Source organism: Flintibacter sp. (assembly GCF_046973065.1).
This window is the reverse complement of sequence record NZ_JBKVXZ010000068.1, coordinates 1-18521: the sequence shown is the minus strand read 5'-3', so window position 1 is coordinate 18521 and position 18521 is coordinate 1. Positions and strand designations below refer to the sequence as shown.

At 53.6% G+C, this 18521-nt stretch carries 24 protein-coding genes, 1 tRNA gene and 1 pseudogene; 25 read left to right on the top strand and 1 reads right to left on the bottom strand.

What is annotated here, in order from left to right:
* The 15 genes and pseudogenes from ACLTXB_RS16885 to ACLTXB_RS16815 all read left to right on the top strand — a co-directional run.
* Positions 1-237: pseudogene (locus tag ACLTXB_RS16885) on the top strand (spondin); the annotation flags it as partial.
* Positions 234-1115, top strand: a complete 882-nt coding sequence (locus ACLTXB_RS16880) for a DUF4261 domain-containing protein (protein ID WP_298736640.1) — start codon at positions 234-236, stop codon at positions 1113-1115. The pseudogene ACLTXB_RS16885 and the gene ACLTXB_RS16880, both read left to right, overlap by 4 nt.
* Positions 1116-1138: 23 nt before the next feature.
* Entirely contained in the window at positions 1139-2101 is a 963-nt protein-coding gene (locus ACLTXB_RS16875) for a helix-turn-helix transcriptional regulator (protein WP_154040615.1), read from the top strand.
* Positions 2102-2240: 139 nt separating this feature from the next.
* The gene (locus tag ACLTXB_RS16870; protein WP_225123496.1) at positions 2241-2600 is read left to right on the top strand and encodes a helix-turn-helix domain-containing protein; all 360 of its coding nucleotides are present in this window, start codon (positions 2241-2243) and stop codon (positions 2598-2600) included.
* 69 nt (positions 2601-2669) lie between these two features.
* Complete coding sequence (locus ACLTXB_RS16865) at positions 2670-3227, top strand: ImmA/IrrE family metallo-endopeptidase (protein ID WP_428227769.1); 558 nt, start codon at positions 2670-2672, stop codon at positions 3225-3227.
* Positions 3228-3342: 115 nt separating this feature from the next.
* Positions 3343-3885, top strand: a complete 543-nt coding sequence (locus ACLTXB_RS16860) for a hypothetical protein (RefSeq protein WP_154040618.1) — start codon at positions 3343-3345, stop codon at positions 3883-3885.
* A 338-nt stretch (positions 3886-4223) separates the two neighbouring features.
* Positions 4224-4646, top strand: coding sequence for a sigma-70 family RNA polymerase sigma factor (locus ACLTXB_RS16855; protein WP_154040619.1), 423 nt, complete (start codon positions 4224-4226; stop codon positions 4644-4646).
* A 735-nt stretch (positions 4647-5381) separates the two neighbouring features.
* Positions 5382-5756, top strand: a complete 375-nt coding sequence (locus tag ACLTXB_RS16850) for a type II toxin-antitoxin system PemK/MazF family toxin (RefSeq protein ID WP_087385601.1) — start codon at positions 5382-5384, stop codon at positions 5754-5756.
* A gap of 193 nt (positions 5757-5949) precedes the next feature.
* Positions 5950-6606 (top strand): hypothetical protein, encoded by a 657-nt coding sequence (locus ACLTXB_RS16845; protein WP_087385602.1) that lies wholly within the window; start codon positions 5950-5952, stop codon positions 6604-6606.
* Between the two features lie 20 nt (positions 6607-6626).
* Entirely contained in the window at positions 6627-7376 is a 750-nt protein-coding gene (locus ACLTXB_RS16840; RefSeq protein WP_154040620.1) for a metallophosphoesterase family protein, read from the top strand.
* Positions 7377-7518: 142 nt separating this feature from the next.
* Entirely contained in the window at positions 7519-8250 is a 732-nt protein-coding gene (locus ACLTXB_RS16835; protein ID WP_225123498.1) for an AlkZ-related protein, read from the top strand.
* 49 nt (positions 8251-8299) lie between these two features.
* A complete protein-coding gene (locus ACLTXB_RS16830; RefSeq protein WP_154040622.1) occupies positions 8300-9817 on the top strand; it encodes a DNA methylase in 1518 nt (505 codons plus the stop codon).
* Positions 9814-10245 carry a YolD-like family protein gene (locus ACLTXB_RS16825; protein WP_154040623.1) on the top strand — a complete coding sequence of 144 codons (432 nt, stop codon included), beginning with the start codon at positions 9814-9816 and terminating at the stop codon, positions 10243-10245. The genes ACLTXB_RS16830 and ACLTXB_RS16825 overlap by 4 nt, the downstream gene beginning before the upstream one ends.
* A 173-nt stretch (positions 10246-10418) precedes the next feature.
* Positions 10419-10634: a helix-turn-helix domain-containing protein gene (locus ACLTXB_RS16820; protein WP_154040624.1), complete on the top strand. Its 216-nt coding sequence runs from the start codon at positions 10419-10421 to the stop codon at positions 10632-10634.
* 153 nt (positions 10635-10787) lie between these two features.
* The gene (locus tag ACLTXB_RS16815; RefSeq protein WP_154040625.1) at positions 10788-12023 is read left to right on the top strand and encodes a tyrosine-type recombinase/integrase; all 1236 of its coding nucleotides are present in this window, start codon (positions 10788-10790) and stop codon (positions 12021-12023) included.
* 32 nt (positions 12024-12055) lie between these two features.
* Here ACLTXB_RS16815 and ACLTXB_RS16810 read toward each other — a convergent pair.
* A tRNA-Ser gene (locus ACLTXB_RS16810) sits at positions 12056-12145 on the bottom strand.
* A gap of 371 nt (positions 12146-12516) precedes the next feature.
* Between ACLTXB_RS16810 and ACLTXB_RS16805 the strand changes: the two genes are divergently transcribed.
* The 10 genes from ACLTXB_RS16805 to nudC all read left to right on the top strand — a co-directional run bounded on the left by ACLTXB_RS16805 (position 12517) and on the right by nudC (position 18303).
* Positions 12517-13077: a M48 family metallopeptidase gene (locus ACLTXB_RS16805; RefSeq protein ID WP_428227768.1), complete on the top strand. Its 561-nt coding sequence runs from the start codon at positions 12517-12519 to the stop codon at positions 13075-13077.
* A 98-nt stretch (positions 13078-13175) separates the two neighbouring features.
* A complete protein-coding gene (locus ACLTXB_RS16800) occupies positions 13176-13769 on the top strand; it encodes a DUF2975 domain-containing protein (protein ID WP_110441168.1) in 594 nt (197 codons plus the stop codon).
* Positions 13770-13782: 13 nt separating this feature from the next.
* On the top strand, positions 13783-13998 hold the full coding sequence (locus ACLTXB_RS16795) for a helix-turn-helix domain-containing protein (RefSeq protein ID WP_008980106.1): 216 nt from the start codon (positions 13783-13785) through the stop codon (positions 13996-13998).
* Positions 13999-14001: 3 nt separating this feature from the next.
* On the top strand, positions 14002-14562 hold the full coding sequence (locus tag ACLTXB_RS16790; protein ID WP_428227767.1) for a hypothetical protein: 561 nt from the start codon (positions 14002-14004) through the stop codon (positions 14560-14562).
* Between the two features lie 51 nt (positions 14563-14613).
* A complete protein-coding gene (locus tag ACLTXB_RS16785; RefSeq protein WP_428227766.1) occupies positions 14614-15141 on the top strand; it encodes a hypothetical protein in 528 nt (175 codons plus the stop codon).
* Positions 15142-15285: 144 nt separating this feature from the next.
* Positions 15286-15624 (top strand): hypothetical protein, encoded by a 339-nt coding sequence (locus tag ACLTXB_RS16780; RefSeq protein ID WP_147622165.1) that lies wholly within the window; start codon positions 15286-15288, stop codon positions 15622-15624.
* A gap of 23 nt (positions 15625-15647) precedes the next feature.
* Entirely contained in the window at positions 15648-16136 is a 489-nt protein-coding gene (locus ACLTXB_RS16775; protein WP_428227765.1) for a hypothetical protein, read from the top strand.
* A gap of 14 nt (positions 16137-16150) precedes the next feature.
* Positions 16151-16528, top strand: a complete 378-nt coding sequence (locus tag ACLTXB_RS16770) for a hypothetical protein (protein WP_428227764.1) — start codon at positions 16151-16153, stop codon at positions 16526-16528.
* The gene (locus ACLTXB_RS16765; protein WP_428227763.1) at positions 16525-17388 is read left to right on the top strand and encodes a metallophosphoesterase; all 864 of its coding nucleotides are present in this window, start codon (positions 16525-16527) and stop codon (positions 17386-17388) included. Before ACLTXB_RS16770 ends, ACLTXB_RS16765 begins: the two co-directional genes overlap by 4 nt.
* 78 nt (positions 17389-17466) lie before the next feature.
* Complete coding sequence (gene nudC / locus ACLTXB_RS16760) at positions 17467-18303, top strand: NAD(+) diphosphatase (protein ID WP_302668166.1); 837 nt, start codon at positions 17467-17469, stop codon at positions 18301-18303.
* Positions 18304-18521 lie beyond the last annotated feature (218 nt).

Genomic DNA, 18521 nt, shown 5'->3' with positions numbered 1-18521 from the left:
GAGGAACTGGACCAGGTGGTGGAACCCTTTGTGCAGGCCAAGCGGCAGACAGGACGGTGGACACAGGAGGATGAGGCGGGCTATCAGCTCTACCAGCAGGAAACAGATCCGAAGAAACGCACCTTTCGGGTATGGTATCTCATTGCCAATCCCCGGGGCCTGCCGAAAGAGTTTGTCCAGAAAGAACTGGAATTCCGGTGGAAGCTGTTCCCGGAGAAGAAGGAGGAAAGCAAATGAGCAATAAATTGTTCCAGCAGAACCTGGATGACAAAAAAGGCCACCAGCCCGGCGGCCCCTATCTCATTCAGATGCTATTTAAAGAGCCGGTGGACATGCCGGACAAAGAGAAAATGACTGCCGTAATGGGGAAACACATCGGATCAGCAGAGTGCTTCTGTTATGATAAGAAAATGGCTGGCTTTGCCGCTCTGGATCATATAGCGGAATTTCAGGACGGCAAGTGCCCGGTACAGCTGATGGTGATGAAATGCGACAAGTTCAAGGGCAAAGGCTTTGATGCCTTTTTGCTGAGCCAGATGTGGGACTGCCAGGAAGACCGAGAGCGGATTTTCCGGGAGTGCCGGTATCAGGTGGTGGCCACCGATATGCTGGCTGCGGCGCTTCCGGCGCTGGAGCGGGCCAACCTGGACGCCGACTTCTTGGAGGCTCTGGCGGAGCTGTACCCCTCATGCGAAGCATTCTATTTCCAGAACTGCGGCAAGCTCCTGCTGGCGGAGGATGTGCGTTCCCATCAGATTGAAGGCTCGGATCGGTTCATCCGCTTTGGCGTCAATGTCCGATTCTTCAACATTGAGGGTACGGAGGATATGCTCATCGACACGGTGGGCATGAGCACCCTGTTCCTACCGGATCTCCAGTACCACTTCCACGATATGGACCCCAACTGGGTGGTAAACCACGCCTACAATGTGGCGTCGTACATTCTGGCAAATGACAATCCCATTGAGGACGGGGAGACGGTGGATGGTGTGGAGGATGGCCAGATGAGCCGGGATGTCCAGTGGAAATGCCGGTATGAGGACGCCCTGATCCAGCCGCCCAGAGCGGTGCTGGACATCAACATGGGAGAGTACGCGGCCGGGAACCGTGATTGACATCCACAACTGGAGGCATATTGATGCAAAAGCAAAGCAATATCAGGATCTTGGAGATTTTGAAATATCTCTATCTTCGGACGGATGAGGAGCATCCCGTCACCGTAGCCGATATACTGGACTATCTCAATGGCAAGGGAATCCATGCGGTGCGACAGACAGTGTATGGGGATCTGCAGGACCTTATTTTAGCTGGTGTCGATATCGTAGTTACTAAGAGCACGCAAAACCAATATTTCATAGGTAACCGTTTGTTTGAGTATCCTGAATTAAAGATGCTGACGGATGCCGTTGCATCCTCCAAGGTCATATCGGCGGAAAAAACAAATGAACTCATCCAGAAACTCTGCCGGCTGACCAGCGAGGCAGAGGCCATGCAGCTTCGCCGGTTGGCGGCGATTTCGAGCCGGATCAAACCACATAATGAGAAGGTCTATTACATCATCGATGGTGTCCAGAATGCCATCCTGGAAAACCGGCAGATCCAGTTCCAGTATTATGAGTACACACAGCAGAAAGAGCGAGTTCTCAAGCATAACGGCTATTTTTATAAGCTGGACCCTTACGCCCTGGAATGGAAAAACGACCACTACTATCTGATCGGATATTCCCACAAGCACCATGGCATGGCGCATTTCCGTGTGGATCGGCTGGCCGGAATTGAGATCCTGGAATCCACCTATGTGCCTCAACCTGATTTCGATGTAGCCGACTATACCAATAAGATGATCGATATGTTTGCGGCCGGTCATACTGTCCTCGTCGAACTCCTCTGTGAAAATCGGTTCATGAAAACAATCGTGGACGATTATGGAGAGGCCGTTCCCACACATCCATACGATAGTGAGCATTTTGTGGCTCAAATCGAAGTGAACCCCAGCGGGACCTTTTATGGATGGGTATTCAAGTTCATGGGCGGAGTCAAAATTACTGCTCCCCAGAAGTGCGTGGAGGAGATGGCGCGGATCGCCCGCACATTCCTGTAACTGCGGGGCGAGGTGTTACGATAATTTAACACCTCGCCCCAATTTCTTTTTTACTCCTTGTATCGAACATTTGTACCAGTTATAATATAAGCAAGATGTTCGCAGCTGAGCGAACTAACCACAAGGGGAGGAATGCGACATGACCTTTGGGGCATTCATCGGGACAAGGCGCAAAGCGGCCAAGCTGAATCTCCGAGACACAGCCAAATATCTCGGAATTGCTTATGGATACCTCTGCGACATTGAGCAAGGGCGGCGTCCCGCACCAGAAGGACAGTTTGTGGATCGAATTTCCTCCTTCCTGGAGCTGGACAAGCAGGAGCATGAATTGCTTTTGGATTTAGCCGCAGAGTCCAGACAATCTGTTCCTGCGGATCTGCCGGATTATATCCGAACTCATGATATTGTCCGGGCGGCCCTGAGAGTCGCAAAAGAAGTTGACGCTACGGATGAGGAATGGGCGGCATTTATGGAAATGTTGAAAAGCCGTCAAAGCTGAGGAGGGATTTCCTTGTATGCGCCTAAGTACCGACTGGAAGCCATCGAAACCATCGGTCGAAAGATTCTGCTGGAATATGATCGCACACTGTTGGAAGGTCCTCCTCAGGCGATCCCAGTCGAAACGATCATTGAAACAAAGTTTAATCTGACTCTGGAGTACCATACCCTTCGCAAAAATGGGAGCGTCCTTGGAGAAACCATTTTTGATGACGGAGCAGCCATTTTATATGACCGAACAGAGAGGCAATACCGTTTGATTGCTGTGAAGGCTGGGACAATTTTGATTGATGAACGTCTCTGTATAGACAGGCTTCTTGGGAGAATGCGCTTTACCTGCGCTCATGAACTGGGACACTGGGTCCTGCACCAGAAATTATACTCTGGCACTGGCGATGTTGCGGCCTATGATGGTAAAACTTCCTCGGATGAAAGCTGTGGTTTCATTGAGCGGCAGGCAGATGCTCTTGCAACAGCCCTTTTAATGCCTATACCTCAAGTAAAAAAATGCTTTTACCGTCTCCGTCCGGGCAAAAGCAAGGAGTGCTTGGTCACGGAAATGGCGCGGATCTTCCAAGTGTCAAAACAGGCAATGCGGATTCGGTTGGAAGTTCATAATTTACTATAAGCTTGGCTTAGTAAGGCCCTCTTCCTTAAGAGGGCCTCCGGCTTTCACAGTATTCGAAAAGTGTTTTGTTATCTTGTTTGTTCGCAACTTAGCGAACATGGGAGGAGGAGAAAAAATGCGGAAAGAGAGTGTCACTGTCCAAAAGTGCAAGAAACAGATGGCCTCCCTTGGATTTGATAGCCAGCTGGCCTACCATCGGGTAAAGCTGATCCTGAAGATCTATCGGGACGTGGTGTGGGTCCTCAGTGAGCGTGCAGAGGAGCTGCACGAATATGCATGGGAACTCGGAAACCGGGACGCTGATGCCGGCCTCTGCTATCTGGAAAACTTTGCCCCGAATATTGACCTCCAGGAATTTGAGGAAAAGGTCTGCTGCGTCATGGAGAGCCGCATGCTGGTCGATGTGATCGACCGAGCCCTGCTCCGCCTGAAACGGTATCCGGATCGTGGAGAACTCTATTATGAAATCCTGACCAAGCAATTCATCCATCGCTTCAACAGCACAGAGAAGGAACTGCTGGACGAGCTGAACATGGAGCGGAGTGTTTTCTATGACCGAAAGCGCGAGGCGCTTTTCCTGTTTTCTGTCTGCCTGTTTGGATATGCGGTTCCGGAACTTCAAGAGGAGTTAGATGCCCCCCGACTGTTTCCCGACTAATTCCCGATGAAAAACCGACCCAATCCCTACTCCCTTCCGACTTTGCCTCTGTTATACTCGGTACAGTGGCAGGTATGCTCAAAAATGAATAACTTAACGAGTTAGAGGCCCCAGACGCTGAAAAGCATCTGGGGCCTCTTTGCTCCTGCCGCAATATGGCGGCAGGAGTATGCCGGGGACGCATTTCAGCGTCCCCGGCTTTTTTCTGCCCGGTACCAGGAGGGCCGGCGTGTTACAGGAGGGGTTTGCCCACTGCCAACACCCAAATCGGTGCAGAGGGCCTCCGGCTTCTGAGATTTTGACTTTTCAAAATTTCAGAAGAAACGGAGGACTGCCTCATGGCAGAGGAAAGGAAATATCGTCTTAGAGTAGAGGGACATCTGGTAGAGGTCACAAAGGATGTTTATCTGACCTATTACCGAGTGGAACGTCACACCAAAACATTGGATGAGAAAGATGTCCGAAACGGAAAGGTCTCATACAGTGATTTGGATACGGAAGAAACCCTTGGAGAAGAAATGGTTCCAGATCCTAATGCTGAGAGCGTGGAAGACAAAGCGGTTGGCAATATCCTACTGCAGGAACTGCGTCAGTGTTTGGCACAGCTCCCTCTGGAGGAGCAGAATCTGATCCGTGCCTTGTATTTCGAGGAGCTGACGGAGCGTGAGTATGCCAAACAAATCAATATCTCGCAGAAGGCGGTGAATAAGCGCCGCCATAAAATTTTGAGTAAACTCCGGGCTTTGATGAAAATAAAATAATTTTTTGGTTCTCAACCCCCTCACGAACTCGGCTTAGTAGTGAGGGGGTTGAATTATCTCCCCCCTCGGGTTCCTTGAAAACCGAATACCCAACCATCTGAATACCTTCCTGACGGGGCCCTTTGAAAAAGGGCGAGCGACTCCGGAGGATGCGCCAAGACCACCTGTAGATGCACAGCGCAAGGTTGCGAACGAAGACACCCATACATTTCTGTTCGGTTCTGACAACCAGGCTGACCTACATCTATCAACGACGGCCAAATAAGGTGCCGAGCGGTTCCATCCGTCCGCAAAACAGCCGATGGCAAACTGTTTCGCAATGACTCCGTCAGGGACAATGATACTTCCGTCCAGTCCCAGCCCCCACCGGAATGGGGATCAAGCAAGGAGGGCGGCCGACAGAGATCCTGCCGGGGGTGAGACTCCCATGACGCGGTGGAGCCAGCCGCGGTTCAGATGATTGCCCTGAAGAGCCGGTGCCGGCGGCACAGGCTTTTGCGCTTGGGGAAGTAGTGTCGAATACGAGCGCAGCCCGAGAAAGACAACACAAATGTGAAGTCTTAATATCAGAAGCCATGGGGACCGCTCTTGCCCCCTGCTTCAGTCTCCGGTTAATGAGGATCTTTTTACGATACGAATTCTAAATGAACACAGGAGAAATTGGAGTTAGTCAAGGGCGGGAGCGGTCCCTATTTTTGTGGTATTAAGCCGCAACTTATTAAGGAGGTGTATCTCATGAGAACATATTTCCCACACGAGATCCATCGGGGCGAGCTCTATTATGCGGATCTGAGGCCAGTAGTTGGATCTGAGCAAGGCGGCATACGCCCTGTGCTCATTCTGCAGAACAATATGGGCAACCGGCATAGTCCTACAGTGATAGCTGCTCCTGTTACAAGCAAGATGGGGAAAGCGAGGCTGCCCACCCATGTAAGCCTAAACAAGCACTCGAGTGGCCTGCACTGTGGTTCTACAATTCTTTTGGAGCAACTCCGTACCATTGACAAGTCCAGGCTCAAGGGAAGAATTGGGATGTTAAGTGAGCCTGAGATGAAACGGATCGACTGGGCGCTCGGGATCAGCATTGGTCTGGCAGAAGGGTATGATTAAAATATAAGCTGTGTGATCGTCAACCTACTGTGGCAGTCCTTTTGCAACAGCCAGTAAATTTTCTCAGTTTGACGCCATAATGATGGAGTGTCACACTTTTGCCCAATTTTTGCGGAGGTTTTCGTTGGGCTTGATGAATAGATAATACAGAAGTTTCGTGGCATTGTAGTATAACAGACGAGGAGGTGGTATGATGGAATACAGAGAAGTGTACTTTCGGATCCGCAGCTCCTATCGGTACGACAGTGGTTGGCCGGATAAAGGCGTCGAGCACGCCTTCCGGGATGAGACACGCACCTTGTTTCAGTCGGCAGGCTGGGAGCTGCATCCCGCCAGGGAAGACAGCAGTTCCAGCGACATAGTCACGAAGGGTCAGCAGGATCTGTATCTCCACCCCATGAATTTCAGCGGGGTGATCCAGACCGATGAGATTCCCCGGCTCCAGGAACTCTTGGAGGGTGCGCAAACCTTCCAATGCCAGGGGGTGGACTGCTACGAACGGTACTGGGAACTCACAGACGCGGAGTATCTGAAACAACTGGAGGACAGACGCGATGAGATCATAGAGGCCATTCTGGAGCGGTACCAGACGAAGCGGAAGAACCTGTATGTCACAGGCCCGGCCGAGCTGAGCATTGCGAAACAGTTCTCCGTCCATAGGCTCTGCGACAAGGATGGAAAAAACAACTTGGCAAACCGCTATGTGGGGGAGCTGGTGGAGCGCCTCATCCGAGAGGGCCGCCTGGTGACGGCGGAGACCCGAAATGGCCTCGGCATTCGCACGGCGGCCGGCGAGGAACTCCGGCAGCGGGGAGAACCCCTCCCGGGACAGCAGCAGATGACCCTGTAGGCGGGGAGAGAGGTGATCAGATGTCGGTTTATATTACAGGCGATACCCACGGCGGATTTCAGAGGTTTGGGAGCAAATACTTCCCTCAGCAGAAAAACATGGGCCGTGAGGATTATGTGATCGTCACAGGCGACTTCGGAGGGCTGTGGGACGGAAGTCCCAAAGACCAATACTGGTTGGACTGGTTGGAGGAAAAGCCCTTTACCACCCTGTTTGTGGACGGGAACCATGAGAACTTCGATCTCCTGAATGCCCTTCCGGAAAAGCGTTGGAACGGCGGACGTGTTCATGTGGTGCGGGAGCATGTCCTTCATCTCATGCGGGGGCAGGTCTTCACCTTCGGCGGTCTGACCTGGTTCACTATGGGCGGCGCGTCCTCCCACGATATCCAGGACGGCATCCTGGACCCAGCCGATCCGGACTTTGAGCGGCAGTATTGGCTGATGCGGAGGCTGCGGGCCATGTTTCGGGTGAAGGGCGTGTCCTGGTGGTCGGAGGAACTGCCCAGCGCGGAGGAATACAACGAGGCGCTGGCGAATCTGGAGCGGGCAGGCTGGGCGGTGGACTGCATCCTGACCCACTGCGCCCCCAGCAGTATCGTCAAAAAGCTCGACCCCGGCTACGGAACGGACGAGCTGACGGACTTCCTGGAAACAGTGAAACAGCGGTGCCAATTCGCCTACTGGTTCTTCGGGCATTACCATAAGAACCAGATCGTGGACGAGCGGTACATCCTCCAGTGGGAGCAGATCTCCAGGCTGGAGTTTTAAGCGCAGAAGTGAGCAAGAGGAGGCTGATTGCCTGCCTCTTGTTCGCTTTCAATATGAGTATTCGCTGGGTCGCCCCCACGGTGAACCGCGGTAGAAACCATAGAACTACTGTGCTATAATGGCATCGTAAGGGGGCGGTACAGTGGCCATCGAAAACGGAGAGTGGATCATGCGGGGACTGGACTGGGATGACCCCAGCCGTGTCCAGACGTGGGAGGACCTCATTGATCTGATCAACGAGGTCGGTTTCCTGCCCTTGTTCAAAAACGAGGTGGACGGTTTCTCCGTGGAGGAAAACACAGGAGACCTCTACTGGTGGACTGGCGACGAGGAGCAGGACCCGTGGGAATGGCGGTGCCTCATGGCCCGCAGCGGGAAAGTGGCCTATGGAAAGTTTTTCGGCAAAAAGGCCGGCTTCATCTCCAGAGCTTGGTTCCCCCACTTCGCCAACTGGCGGCGGGATGGATACGACTTCGACAGCCGCTGGGACGAAGAGCTGGCCCCCATGCGCCAGAAGCGGATCATGGACTGCTTTTCCATCCGAGAGGAGTGGTTCTCCTTTGCCCTGAAACAGCGGGCCGGCTTCGGCAAGGGCGGTGAAAAGAACTTCGAGGGTACCGTCACCGACCTGCAGATGGGTGGTTACCTCTTGATTCGGGACTTCCGGCAGCGAATCAATAAACGGGGCGCACCCTACGGCTGGCCCCTCTCCATCTACACCACCCCGGAGGCCCTGTGGGGCTATGACCACATTTCTTCCGCCTATTCCGTGGATCCGGCGGAATCCAAAACCATGATTTATGAACAGGTAGGGAAGAACTTTCCGGACGCGGCCCCGGGGGAACTGGACGCCGTGCTGGGTTGGACCCGATAATGGGACAGCGATTGTGAGATACTAATTAAAATGGAAGGAGGGAGCGGGCATGAAAGAACGGACCTATATCTGCTGTGACCTGAAATCGTTCTACGCCTCGGTGGAGTGCGTGGAGCGGGGGCTGGATCCCATGACCACCAACTTGGTGGTGGCAGACAAGCGGCGCACGGAGAAGACGATCTGCCTGGCCGTCTCCCCCTCTCTGAAAGCCTACGGTATCTCTGGCCGGGCCCGGCTGTTCGAGGTGGTACAGCGGGTGGCAGAGGTAAACGCCAAGCGGAAATGGGACGCTCCAGGCTATCAGCTCACCGGCGCCTCCTGGAACGATCCTGAAGTACAGGGGAACCCTGCCTTGGCTCTGGACTATATCGTGGCTCCGCCCCGGATGGCTCATTACATCGACTGGAGTACGAAAATCTACAGCGTCTATCTGAAATATATCGCCCCAGAGGACATCTTCCCCTACTCCATCGACGAGGTGTTCATGGACATCACCAACTACCTGGACACCTATAAGATGACGGCGCGGGAACTGACCCGCACCATTATCCTGGACATTCTGAAGACTACCGGCATCACCGCTGCGGCGGGAATGGGTACCAATCTATATCTTGCCAAGGTTGCCATGGACATCGTAGCCAAGCACGTCCATCCAGATCAAGATGGAGTGCGGATTGCCAAACTCAATGAGATGACCTACCGCCGTCTTCTGTGGACCCACCGCCCCCTGACGGATTTCTGGCGGGTAGGCAAGGGCTATGCCAATAAGCTGGAGGCTCACGGACTATATACCACGGGCGACATCGCCCGGTGTTCCATCGGCAAACCCGGAGATTACCACAGCGAGGAACTGTTGTACCGGCTGTTCGGCGTCAATGCGGAGATTTTGATCGACCATGCCTGGGGCTGGGAGCCCTGCACTATTGCGGACGTGAAAGCCTATAAGCCGGAGAACAAAAGTATCGTCTCCGGGCAAGTCCTGCAGTGTCCCTACGACTTCAAGAAAGCCAGGCTGGTGGTGCGGGAGATGGCGGACGCCCTGGCCTTGGATTTGGTGGACAAAGGGCTGGTGACCAACCAGCTGGTACTCACCGTGGGCTACGACCGGGAGAATCTGGACGGCCCAAGCCGCCGTCAGAGCTACCGCGGCCCGGTGACCACTGATCGCTATGGCCGGAAGATCCCCAAGCACGCCGTGGGGACAGAGAACTTCCCCTACACTTCTTCCGCCAGCGATCTGCTGAAGGCGGTGAGTGCCCTTTACGACCGGATCGTGGACGAGAATCTACTGATCCGCCGACTGAGCATCAGTGCCAACAAGCTGCTCCCCGAGGTTGATGTGCCCAAGGATGAGGCAGAGCAGTTGGATCTGTTCACCGACTACGCCGCCAAGGAGCAGCAGGAGCAGGCGGACGAGGCCGCCCATGCCCGGGAGCGGAAGATTCAGGAGGCCATGCTGGGGATCAAGAAGAAGTTCGGCAAGAACGCCATCCTCAAGGGGATGAACCTGGAGGAGGGGGCCACTGCCCGTGAGCGGAATCAGACCATAGGAGGACATCACGAATGAGCGGGCCATACGATGACATCATCAATTTGCCCCATCCCACATCGACAAAGCATCCCCGGATGCCTATGTCGGATCGGGCTGCTATTTTTAGCCCCTTCGCCGCCCTCACAGGCCACGCCGCTGCCATCCAGGAGACTGCCCGTCTGACAGACCAGCGGATGGAACTGGACGAGGACACCAAGGCTATGCTGGACCTCAAGCAACAAATTCTGGCTGACAGGATTGCAGAGCGACCGGAGATCTCTGTGGTCTGGTTCCGCCCGGATGCGAGGAAGGAAGGCGGCCAGTATGTCACGACCGTGGGTCAGCTGAAAAAAGTCGATGACATTGCGAGAATCCTGCAACTTGCCGACGGCACAACGATCCCTCTGGACGAAGTTCTTGAACTCCGGAGCGACTGCTTCCACGGGATTTTTCAGGATGGGTAGATGTAAGAATGATGTAACCCCTTGTAACCCCTCCCCATTTCCCAGAAAGAGGTTATATATGTACCGGCTGTCCCTTTGGGATAGCCGGTATTTTTCAACTCTTCTATTAGTCAACACATACGGGGCCGCCTGCTGGCCCCAGTAGGTGGCCTCCCAATGCAAGGAGGCAGAAAATGAAGAAACAGTCGATGTTTGAAAATTATCCGGATGTCGTGGAGGTGGATGACCTTCGAAAAATGCTCGGCGGCATCAGCAAGAAATTGGCCTACAGATTACTATCAGATCAGGAAATTCGGAGTGTACGTGTCGGCAGAACCTATAAGATTCCCAAAATCTGCGTAATCGAGTATCTGATGGGTGAGGAAATGTGTCACATCAACCTCTCCTAAAGCCCACAAATTTGCCTGTTCCCTCATCGGATAACGTAGAAAAGTCGAGTGCTTTTTCTACGTTTAAAGTATAGCTATTCGAACCCATCTGTGGTATGTTGGGGGTGTCAACAGCAGGCAAATTTATACTTGTTATGACAAAGGAGGACTATCATGATAACAGGATGCCTGCAGCAGAAAAATGGATACTACTATGTGCTTTTATACCTCAAGGTAGACGGAAAGCGGAAGGTCAAATGGATATCAACCAAATTGCCCGTGTCCGGAACCAGTGAGCGCAAGGCAAAAAGGGCGTTTGATGAGATCCGAAGCCAGTTTGAAAAAGAGTACGAGGAGCAGTTGCAACGTGAGGAACAGGAGCGCATTCTGGAGCAGACTGTTCCCCATGATGCACGGTTGGAGTTCTCGGACTACATGAACAAGTGGCTGAATAGTGTGCGCTCTACGATCGCCACCGCAACATACCAGAGCTATGCCAATATGCTCAAGGCCCGCATTATCCCCTACTTCGAACCGCGCGGAATTGCGGTGATGGATTTGACACCTCAAGACATTGAAGATTTTTATCAAAAGGTGCTGGCAGACGGATGCACGACAAATACCGTGATACATTACCACGCAATCATCCGAAAAGCTCTGCAAAGCGCAGTCCGGAAGGATACCATCGCCAAAAATCCCGCCGACAAAGTAGACCGGCCGAAGAAAAACGTTTATCATGGCACTTTCTACAGTGAGGAAGAAATGCTGGAGCTGTTTGATGCGGTGGAAGGCGATCCCCTTGAACTGTGCGTGAAGATTGCCGCCTATTACGGTCTGCGCCGAAGCGAGGTGTTGGGGCTGAGATGGAGCGCCATCGATCTGGAGCGCAAGACCATCTCCATCAGCCACAAGGTTATCGAGGCAGAGGTGAATGGGAAATTCGTCCCGGTTGGAGAAGATGTACTGAAAACCAAGTCCAGTTTTCGGACACTACCCCTCATCCCCGCAGTGGAAAAACTGATCCTGGCAGAAAAAGAAAAGCAGGAGATGTACAGAAGACTGTTCAAAAAGTCCTACTGCAGAGATTATCTCGAATACATCTGTGTAGATCAATGCGGCAGACTTCTACGTCCGAATTATGTGACAGAACACTTCAGCTGGATCATTGAGAAATACGGCTTGCGGAAAATCCGGTTCCACGATCTACGGCATACCTGCGCAAGTCTTCTGCTTAACAGCGGAGAAAATATCACAATGAAGCAGATCCAAATATGGCTGGGACATAGTACCTATTCCACAACAGCAGACATCTACGCACACTTGGATCACAACGCACAGCAGGCTCCTGCAAATACAATGAATGGTATGTTCATTCGCGGGGCCAAAGATTGTGCGGTGCAGCCAATATAAAAAAGCTGGCAGTGATTTCACACTGCCAGCTCTGGCGGAGGAGGTGGGGGTCGAACCCACGCGCCGGTCACCCGACCTACGAGATTTCGAGTCACGCCTCTTCACCACTTGAGTACTCCTCCGTATGTTTCAAACACCTGCTCCCGTAGATAAAGCAAAGTGTTAGAAAAAGCGTAGATATTCAATTTTCCAAAAGCGTAGATAAACCGGAATCCCAGTAAAATCAATGGGCTGCGGGGTCAGGCGGAGATATGGCCTACACGATTTCGAGTCAGCCCCGTTATGACCACTTCGATACCGCTGCATATAGAGATCAGTCTGTCATAAATCAGACTATACCATAGAATAGCAGAACGGGCGGAAGAAATCAAGAGAAACCCTAAAAAATCTAAGGTATTTCAAAATTGAATTCAGGTGTGGACCAGAGGGTCACTTGTATTTTAGAATAAATCCTGATACAATACCCAAAACTTTTGGAAAATGAGGCGGCAACATGGAACAGTACCGGGTAGTGGATACTCCTCAGGGAGCGCTGACTTACCTGCTGGTGAAAAAGCGGGTCAAAAATCTGAATCTGCGGCTTAACCGTCAAGGACAAGCGATTTTGTCTGTACCTCTTCGCTGCCCCGAGGAGCAGGCAGACCAGTTTATTCGTGAGAAAAGCGGCTGGATTTTGCGCAATCAACCTGCGCCCCAATCTCAGCCGCTGCCGCCGCCGGTAGATCGGGAGAAATGTAAGCGGCTGCTGGGAGAGGCGGTGCTTCGGGTCTATCCATTGGTATCGGATGCGGGAGTGCCGCTGCCTCAGGTTCGGGTACGGAAGATGAAAAGCCAGTGGGGAAATTGCCACTACCGCCAGGGATACATTACGTTAAATAGCGCTCTGGCCCGCTGTCCCCAGGAACTGCGAGACTATGTAGCCCTCCATGAACTGGTCCACTTTCTTCACCACGACCACGGCCCGGGCTTTTACGCCGCCATGGATATCCGGATGCCGGACTGGCGGCGGCGTCGCAAGGCTCTGCGGGAGTATATATGTGCGTTAGATGAGTAAATTCTTTATCAACAAAAATTTATTGAAAAACAATAAATAAATATTGACATTCAAAACAGAGGACGCTAGAATAGCCTCAAAGACAAGAAGGGCTTTCTATGGGTAAGAGTAATGTGGAAAAATTGGCTCGCTTGCTGAAAGGGCTTGTGCTGGCGGTTTTTATCTGTAATCTTATCGCCTTATTCTTCGTTCCCTGTGTCGTTTTGCTGTCTCCACTGGGGCTGTTTCAGCAGTTAGCGGACCGGATCTTGCACCTGCTGCAGATCCGCCCCTTTGGCGAGGATGACGTCTATGTGCCTATGCTGGGATTGGCATTCGTTGCTTGGGCAGAGATCTGGAAAGACTGGGTCCACGTAGCATATTCCGCGTTTTTGCTCCTGTGCGGCGGCTGCACAGCGATGATCTTAAACCGGGCAAACCACATTTTGAATACCATCCTAAAAACAAGTCCCTTTGTGCGGGAAAACGCGAGAGCCATGAAACAGGCGGCCGTTTGCTGCTGGGTGATTTCCGGTGCGGCTGTGGTGCGTGTTGTGGCGGAAATCGTAGCACTTCGGAACGTAGCGCCTTTGATTACCTATAATGCGGTGGCGATTCCTATTTTCTTTATGGCCGGTTTGCTGTTTCTGGTCATGTCCGCCCTATTTGGTCAGGCGGCGGAGCTGAAAGAGGACCAGGATCTGACCATTTAAGGAGGGATGTTCCGTGGGGATTGTAGTGAATCTGGATGTGATGATGGCCAAACGGAAGATGTCCCTGGGAGAACTGGCCCAGAAAGTAGATATTACCATGGCCAACTTGTCTATTTTAAAAAACAATAAGGCACGGGCGGTACGTTTTTCCACTCTGGAGGCCATCTGCAAGGCGCTGGACTGCCAGCCGGGAGACATTTTGGAGTATGTCCCTGATGAGGAGGGGTGAGCCGTGGCTCTGATGTATTTGCCCCTTTATTTGTTCCTCTTGGGTATTTGCTCCGTCTTTCTGTGGCTGCCTGCACTGGGAGTGGGGATCGGTTTACTGGTTCTCCGGCCAAGCTGCCGGCGGAAGCTGGGCGTGCTGTTTGGCCTTTGGGGCCTGTCAATGGTCCTGCTTCTGGGGACAGCTTGGGCAGAGTCGAACGTAAGCGTCCGGCTGCGAAACTGGGTGTACACCGTGCCGGTATATTTCTGGGGAGCAGTATCGATTGTGCTGTTGATTGCCGTAGCCTGGTACGCCGTACAGCACTTTCCCGCGAAATGGATTGGCTGCCTTGTAAAAATCGGATGTGCACTGTCTGTGTTTGCTGTGTTTTTGGTGGGATTTTTCTATTTGGTGTTGATTACCCGGACGGAAGAGGTGGGAACCTGGCAGGGGCAGCAGGTAGTTATGCAGAAGTATTCCTTTCGGGATGCCACCTACTCCTATTACCGCTACAATGGGCCCTTCCTGCTGGGAGAATCTCTGGGGTGGTCGGAAATCCCATGGGATATTCCGGAGTACAGATGACGCAGCTTGGTGTACTGATTCTAAGTGTGATAGGTAGGAGTTAAAACGATCATGCTGGATATTACGTTGGGCGTACTTGTTTTGGGCTGGATCGGGTCATGTATTTGCTGTTTCAGAGTCCCCCAAGGAGTATTTCGACGGGCTGGGATCAGCGCAATGGGAGTGCTGGTTGGAACTGTGGCGATCTGGCAGGGTGGGAACAACGTGTTGGAAAAATTTGATCTGACCTGGCGCAGCTGGGTGAATACGTGTTTTCTGGTCGTGATGATACTGGCCTGTCTGGCGATTCCCATATGTGCTGCGGGCTGTATGTACAAAAGAAAGCAATGGCTCTTTCAAATGATGTGTCTGCTATGTGTCGCAGAGCTGCTAATCGGCGGCTGGTGGGGAATATTTTTCGCGGTGCTTTCTTATCAGCCGGAGCGGGATATTGTCTGGGAGGGAAGGGCCTTGGTGGAAGAGGACCAGGGGTTCCTTGGAACACGTTTTGCATATTACCCCAGGGTAGGACCGTTGCTCAAGGGAAGAGAAACCGTCTATGTTACATATGAAATGGACAAACGGCTGTGCCTGGACTAATAAGCACAGAACGCATGGCAGAGGTAACGGAAACAAAGGAGAAACCTTATGAATCGGCGCCGGAAACTTCTTGGAGCAGTTTGCGTCTTACTGACAGGGGTTACTTTTCTTTGCGCACCCTGGCAGGCGGATCAAAAATCCCAGGTGGAACGGCAATTCCACGCCGACCTGGAAGAGTTGACTCAAACCGCAGAATTAGTCCTGGCAGGGCAGGAGGCGGAGGCGCCTTCCGGCTGGCGGAATGTGAGCCGGTTTGACGATGTAGTCTGCTTTGACTATGGCGGGTGGGGATTTGGTTCGTCTACCCGGTATTGGGGTGTAAATTATGTGACAGACAATCGTTTGGTAGGATTTCAGGGAATGTCTATGGAGGGAGCGGTCCCCGATGGAGAAGGTTGGCTCTGGGAAGAGAATCCAGGAGATAACCGCTGCTATGTGGAACCGTTGGCTCCGTGCTGGTACTATTTTGAGATGAAATTCTAAAGAACAGATGCCTAGGAGGAGACATGAAAAAGCGCTTCTTTCTTTTGATACCCGCGGCAGTGATTGTGGCATGTGTCGCTTTGTGGGCTGTTTCCAGCGCTTCGGGGACTAAGGGACATCTGGAGAGTCGGTTGGGCCTGTCTTTCCCCACAGGGACCGAGATCGTCTGTGAGGACAGCCACGGAGGTTTTCACGGCGACGGAGTGCTGACTGCGGTTGTACGAATCCCCAATTCCCAGGCGGGGGAGAGCACGGTGGAGTCTATTGCAAAGCAGTGGACACCTCTTCCAGTAGAGGAAGACTGGATGGAGCAGTTCCAGTCGGTCTGGACGGACTATGGAAAGACACTGGGGAAACTTCCTCAGAACACAGAAGGGTTCTGGTTTTACCGGGACCGGTACAAAGAGCGGTATGGCGAGGTCTGTGCCTACAATCCGGTGATGCAAAACTGTACCTTTGCCATGTTGGATGCGGAGACAGGACTGCTGTACGTCCTGGAAGTGGACTGCTGAATAAGGAGGACAACATGAAAAAAAGTTGTGTCCTGTTGTCAGGATTGTTGTTGGCCCTGAATGTGGCCGGTTGCGCCGGTTCGAATCGCGCTCTGGGGGAGCAAACGCCGGATCTGGTGGTGTATAATGACAGTACGGCCATCATTGGCTCTATTACTGTCAGCTCCGACCAGGAGAGTCAGGGCGTGACCATGGCGGATGGCAGCCCTCTGGAGCGGGGAGAATCCTACGGGTTTGAGGTGTCGGAGACGGGGCGGGTCATGGTGGAACTGCGGGATATGGATGAGCACAGTCTTGGCCGCTGTCAGGTGAAGATGGAGCAAGGACCTGTACGGGTCACACTGGATGACAAACTGGGCCTGTTGGTACAGGCAGAGCAGGAGGTAAAATGAAGCGAAGCCACAAAAAAAGACTCTTTGGTGCAGCGGCCCTGGCTGGGGCAGCTTTTCTGGGAACCTGTATCTGGGCACTGCAGAGCACGCTTGGGGTCAGCCAATATGAAGTTGCGCTGCCCCAGGGGATGGAAGGATTGGACGGGTACCGGATCGTCCAGATCGCGGACCTGCACAGTGCAAAGCTGGATCAGGAACTGGAGCAGGCACTGGAACAGCTCCAGCCCCATTTGATCGTGATGACCGGCGACCTGGTGAACCGGGAGGACAGGGACTTTTCCCAGGCTCTGGCTACGGCGGCGCTGGCCGTCCGTTTTGCCCCTACTTACTTTGTCCGGGGCAACCACGAGGTGGATAATCCGGACTATGCCATCCTGCGCCGGGGGCTGGAGGAGGCTGGAGTCACCATTCTGGAGGACAAAGGCGTGGTGCTGGAGTACCATGGTGCGTCTTTGAATTTGGTGGGGGTCAAGGATGTGACCGCCTATTCGGGAAGCCGGACGGAGGCCATCCGCGCCATGGGACAGACAGCCAGCGAGCAGTTTGTGGACGGGGCTTACCATGTGCTGCTCTCCCACCGGCCCAGCCTGCTGGAGACCTACGGGGCCTGCGGGGCAGACCTGGTGTTCTCCGGTCACGCCCACGGAGGACAGGTACGCCTGCCAGTGCTTGGAGCGGTGTTTGCTCCGGATCAGGGGCTTTGGCCGCAGGTGACGGCGGGGGTCCATACCGCCGGGCAGACCCAGGTGGTGGTCAGCCGGGGACTGGGCAACGGAACCCCTTTCCCGCGTCTGTGGAACGGTCCGGAGCTGGTGGCGGTTACCCTGCGCGCGCAGGAGAGTTTATCTCAGAATGGTTGACAGGCTGATGCCGCTGGGTCATAATAACAGGGTGAAAAACTGCTATAATTGGGCCAAAACAGAGAAAGAAGGAACCATATGATCCAGGACATCGCTCCCCACCATTACGACAATGCCTATCATCCCACCCAGCCCAAAGCTGGGGATCGGGTCTTTTTCTATCATGAGGGCAGCACTCTGCTCTCTGCCGCCACCGGCGAGCCCTTCACCTGGGAGGAGGTTACGGACCTCACCGGCGGTGAGACGCTGGAGACCACCTACTTCTTCCGTATCGATGAGACTGCCTTTCACTGGAGCCGGGAGGTTCCCCAGAGTGTGCTGGAGGCCGCTCTGCCGGTGAAGGATTCCCACTTCCGCTCTATGCAGCCCGGGTGGCTGGCCTTTGCAGGCATCACCGCCAGCCAGCTGCACCAGTGGTACGGAAACCACCGCTTCTGCGGCCGGTGCGGCCAGAATATGGAGCACGATAAGGTAGAGCGCGCCATGCGCTGCCCCGCCTGCGGGAATCTGGTCTATCCCACCATTTCTCCGGCTGTTATCGTGGCTGTGACTCACGGTGACCGCCTGCTGCTCACCAAGTACTCCCGCCCGGGGGCGTACCGCAACTATGCCCTCATTGCCGGCTTTGCTGAGATCGGCGAACCTCTGGAGGATACGGTGCGCCGGGAGGTTATGGAAGAAGTGGGGCTGCCGGTGAAGAACATCCGCTTCTACAAAAGCCAGCCCTGGAGCTTTTCCAGCAGCCTGCTGGCCGGGTTCTACTGCGACCTGGATACCGATGATGAGACGGTGACCCTCCAGGCGGATGAACTGGGCGAGGGGACCTGGTTTGACCGGGAAAACCTGCCTGTGGGAGGCTCGGATATATCGCTGACCCGGGAGATGATCCAGCGCTTCCGGCAGGGACCGGTATAATTACATAAGAAACGGCCAGCGGCCGGCGGACAAGATACGTCCGCCGGCCGCATGTTTTTGTCCCCCGGGGCATAGAAATAACGGGAAAGGGTGATGGTATGGGGGGCAGAAAGGGAAGCCTGTTGGAAAAGACCGCTCAGCTGCTGGACCTGCCCGCGGATGCGATGGCGGGGGTGCCCAGGCTGGAACTGGTGGGAACGGGAGAGCTGCGTATGGAG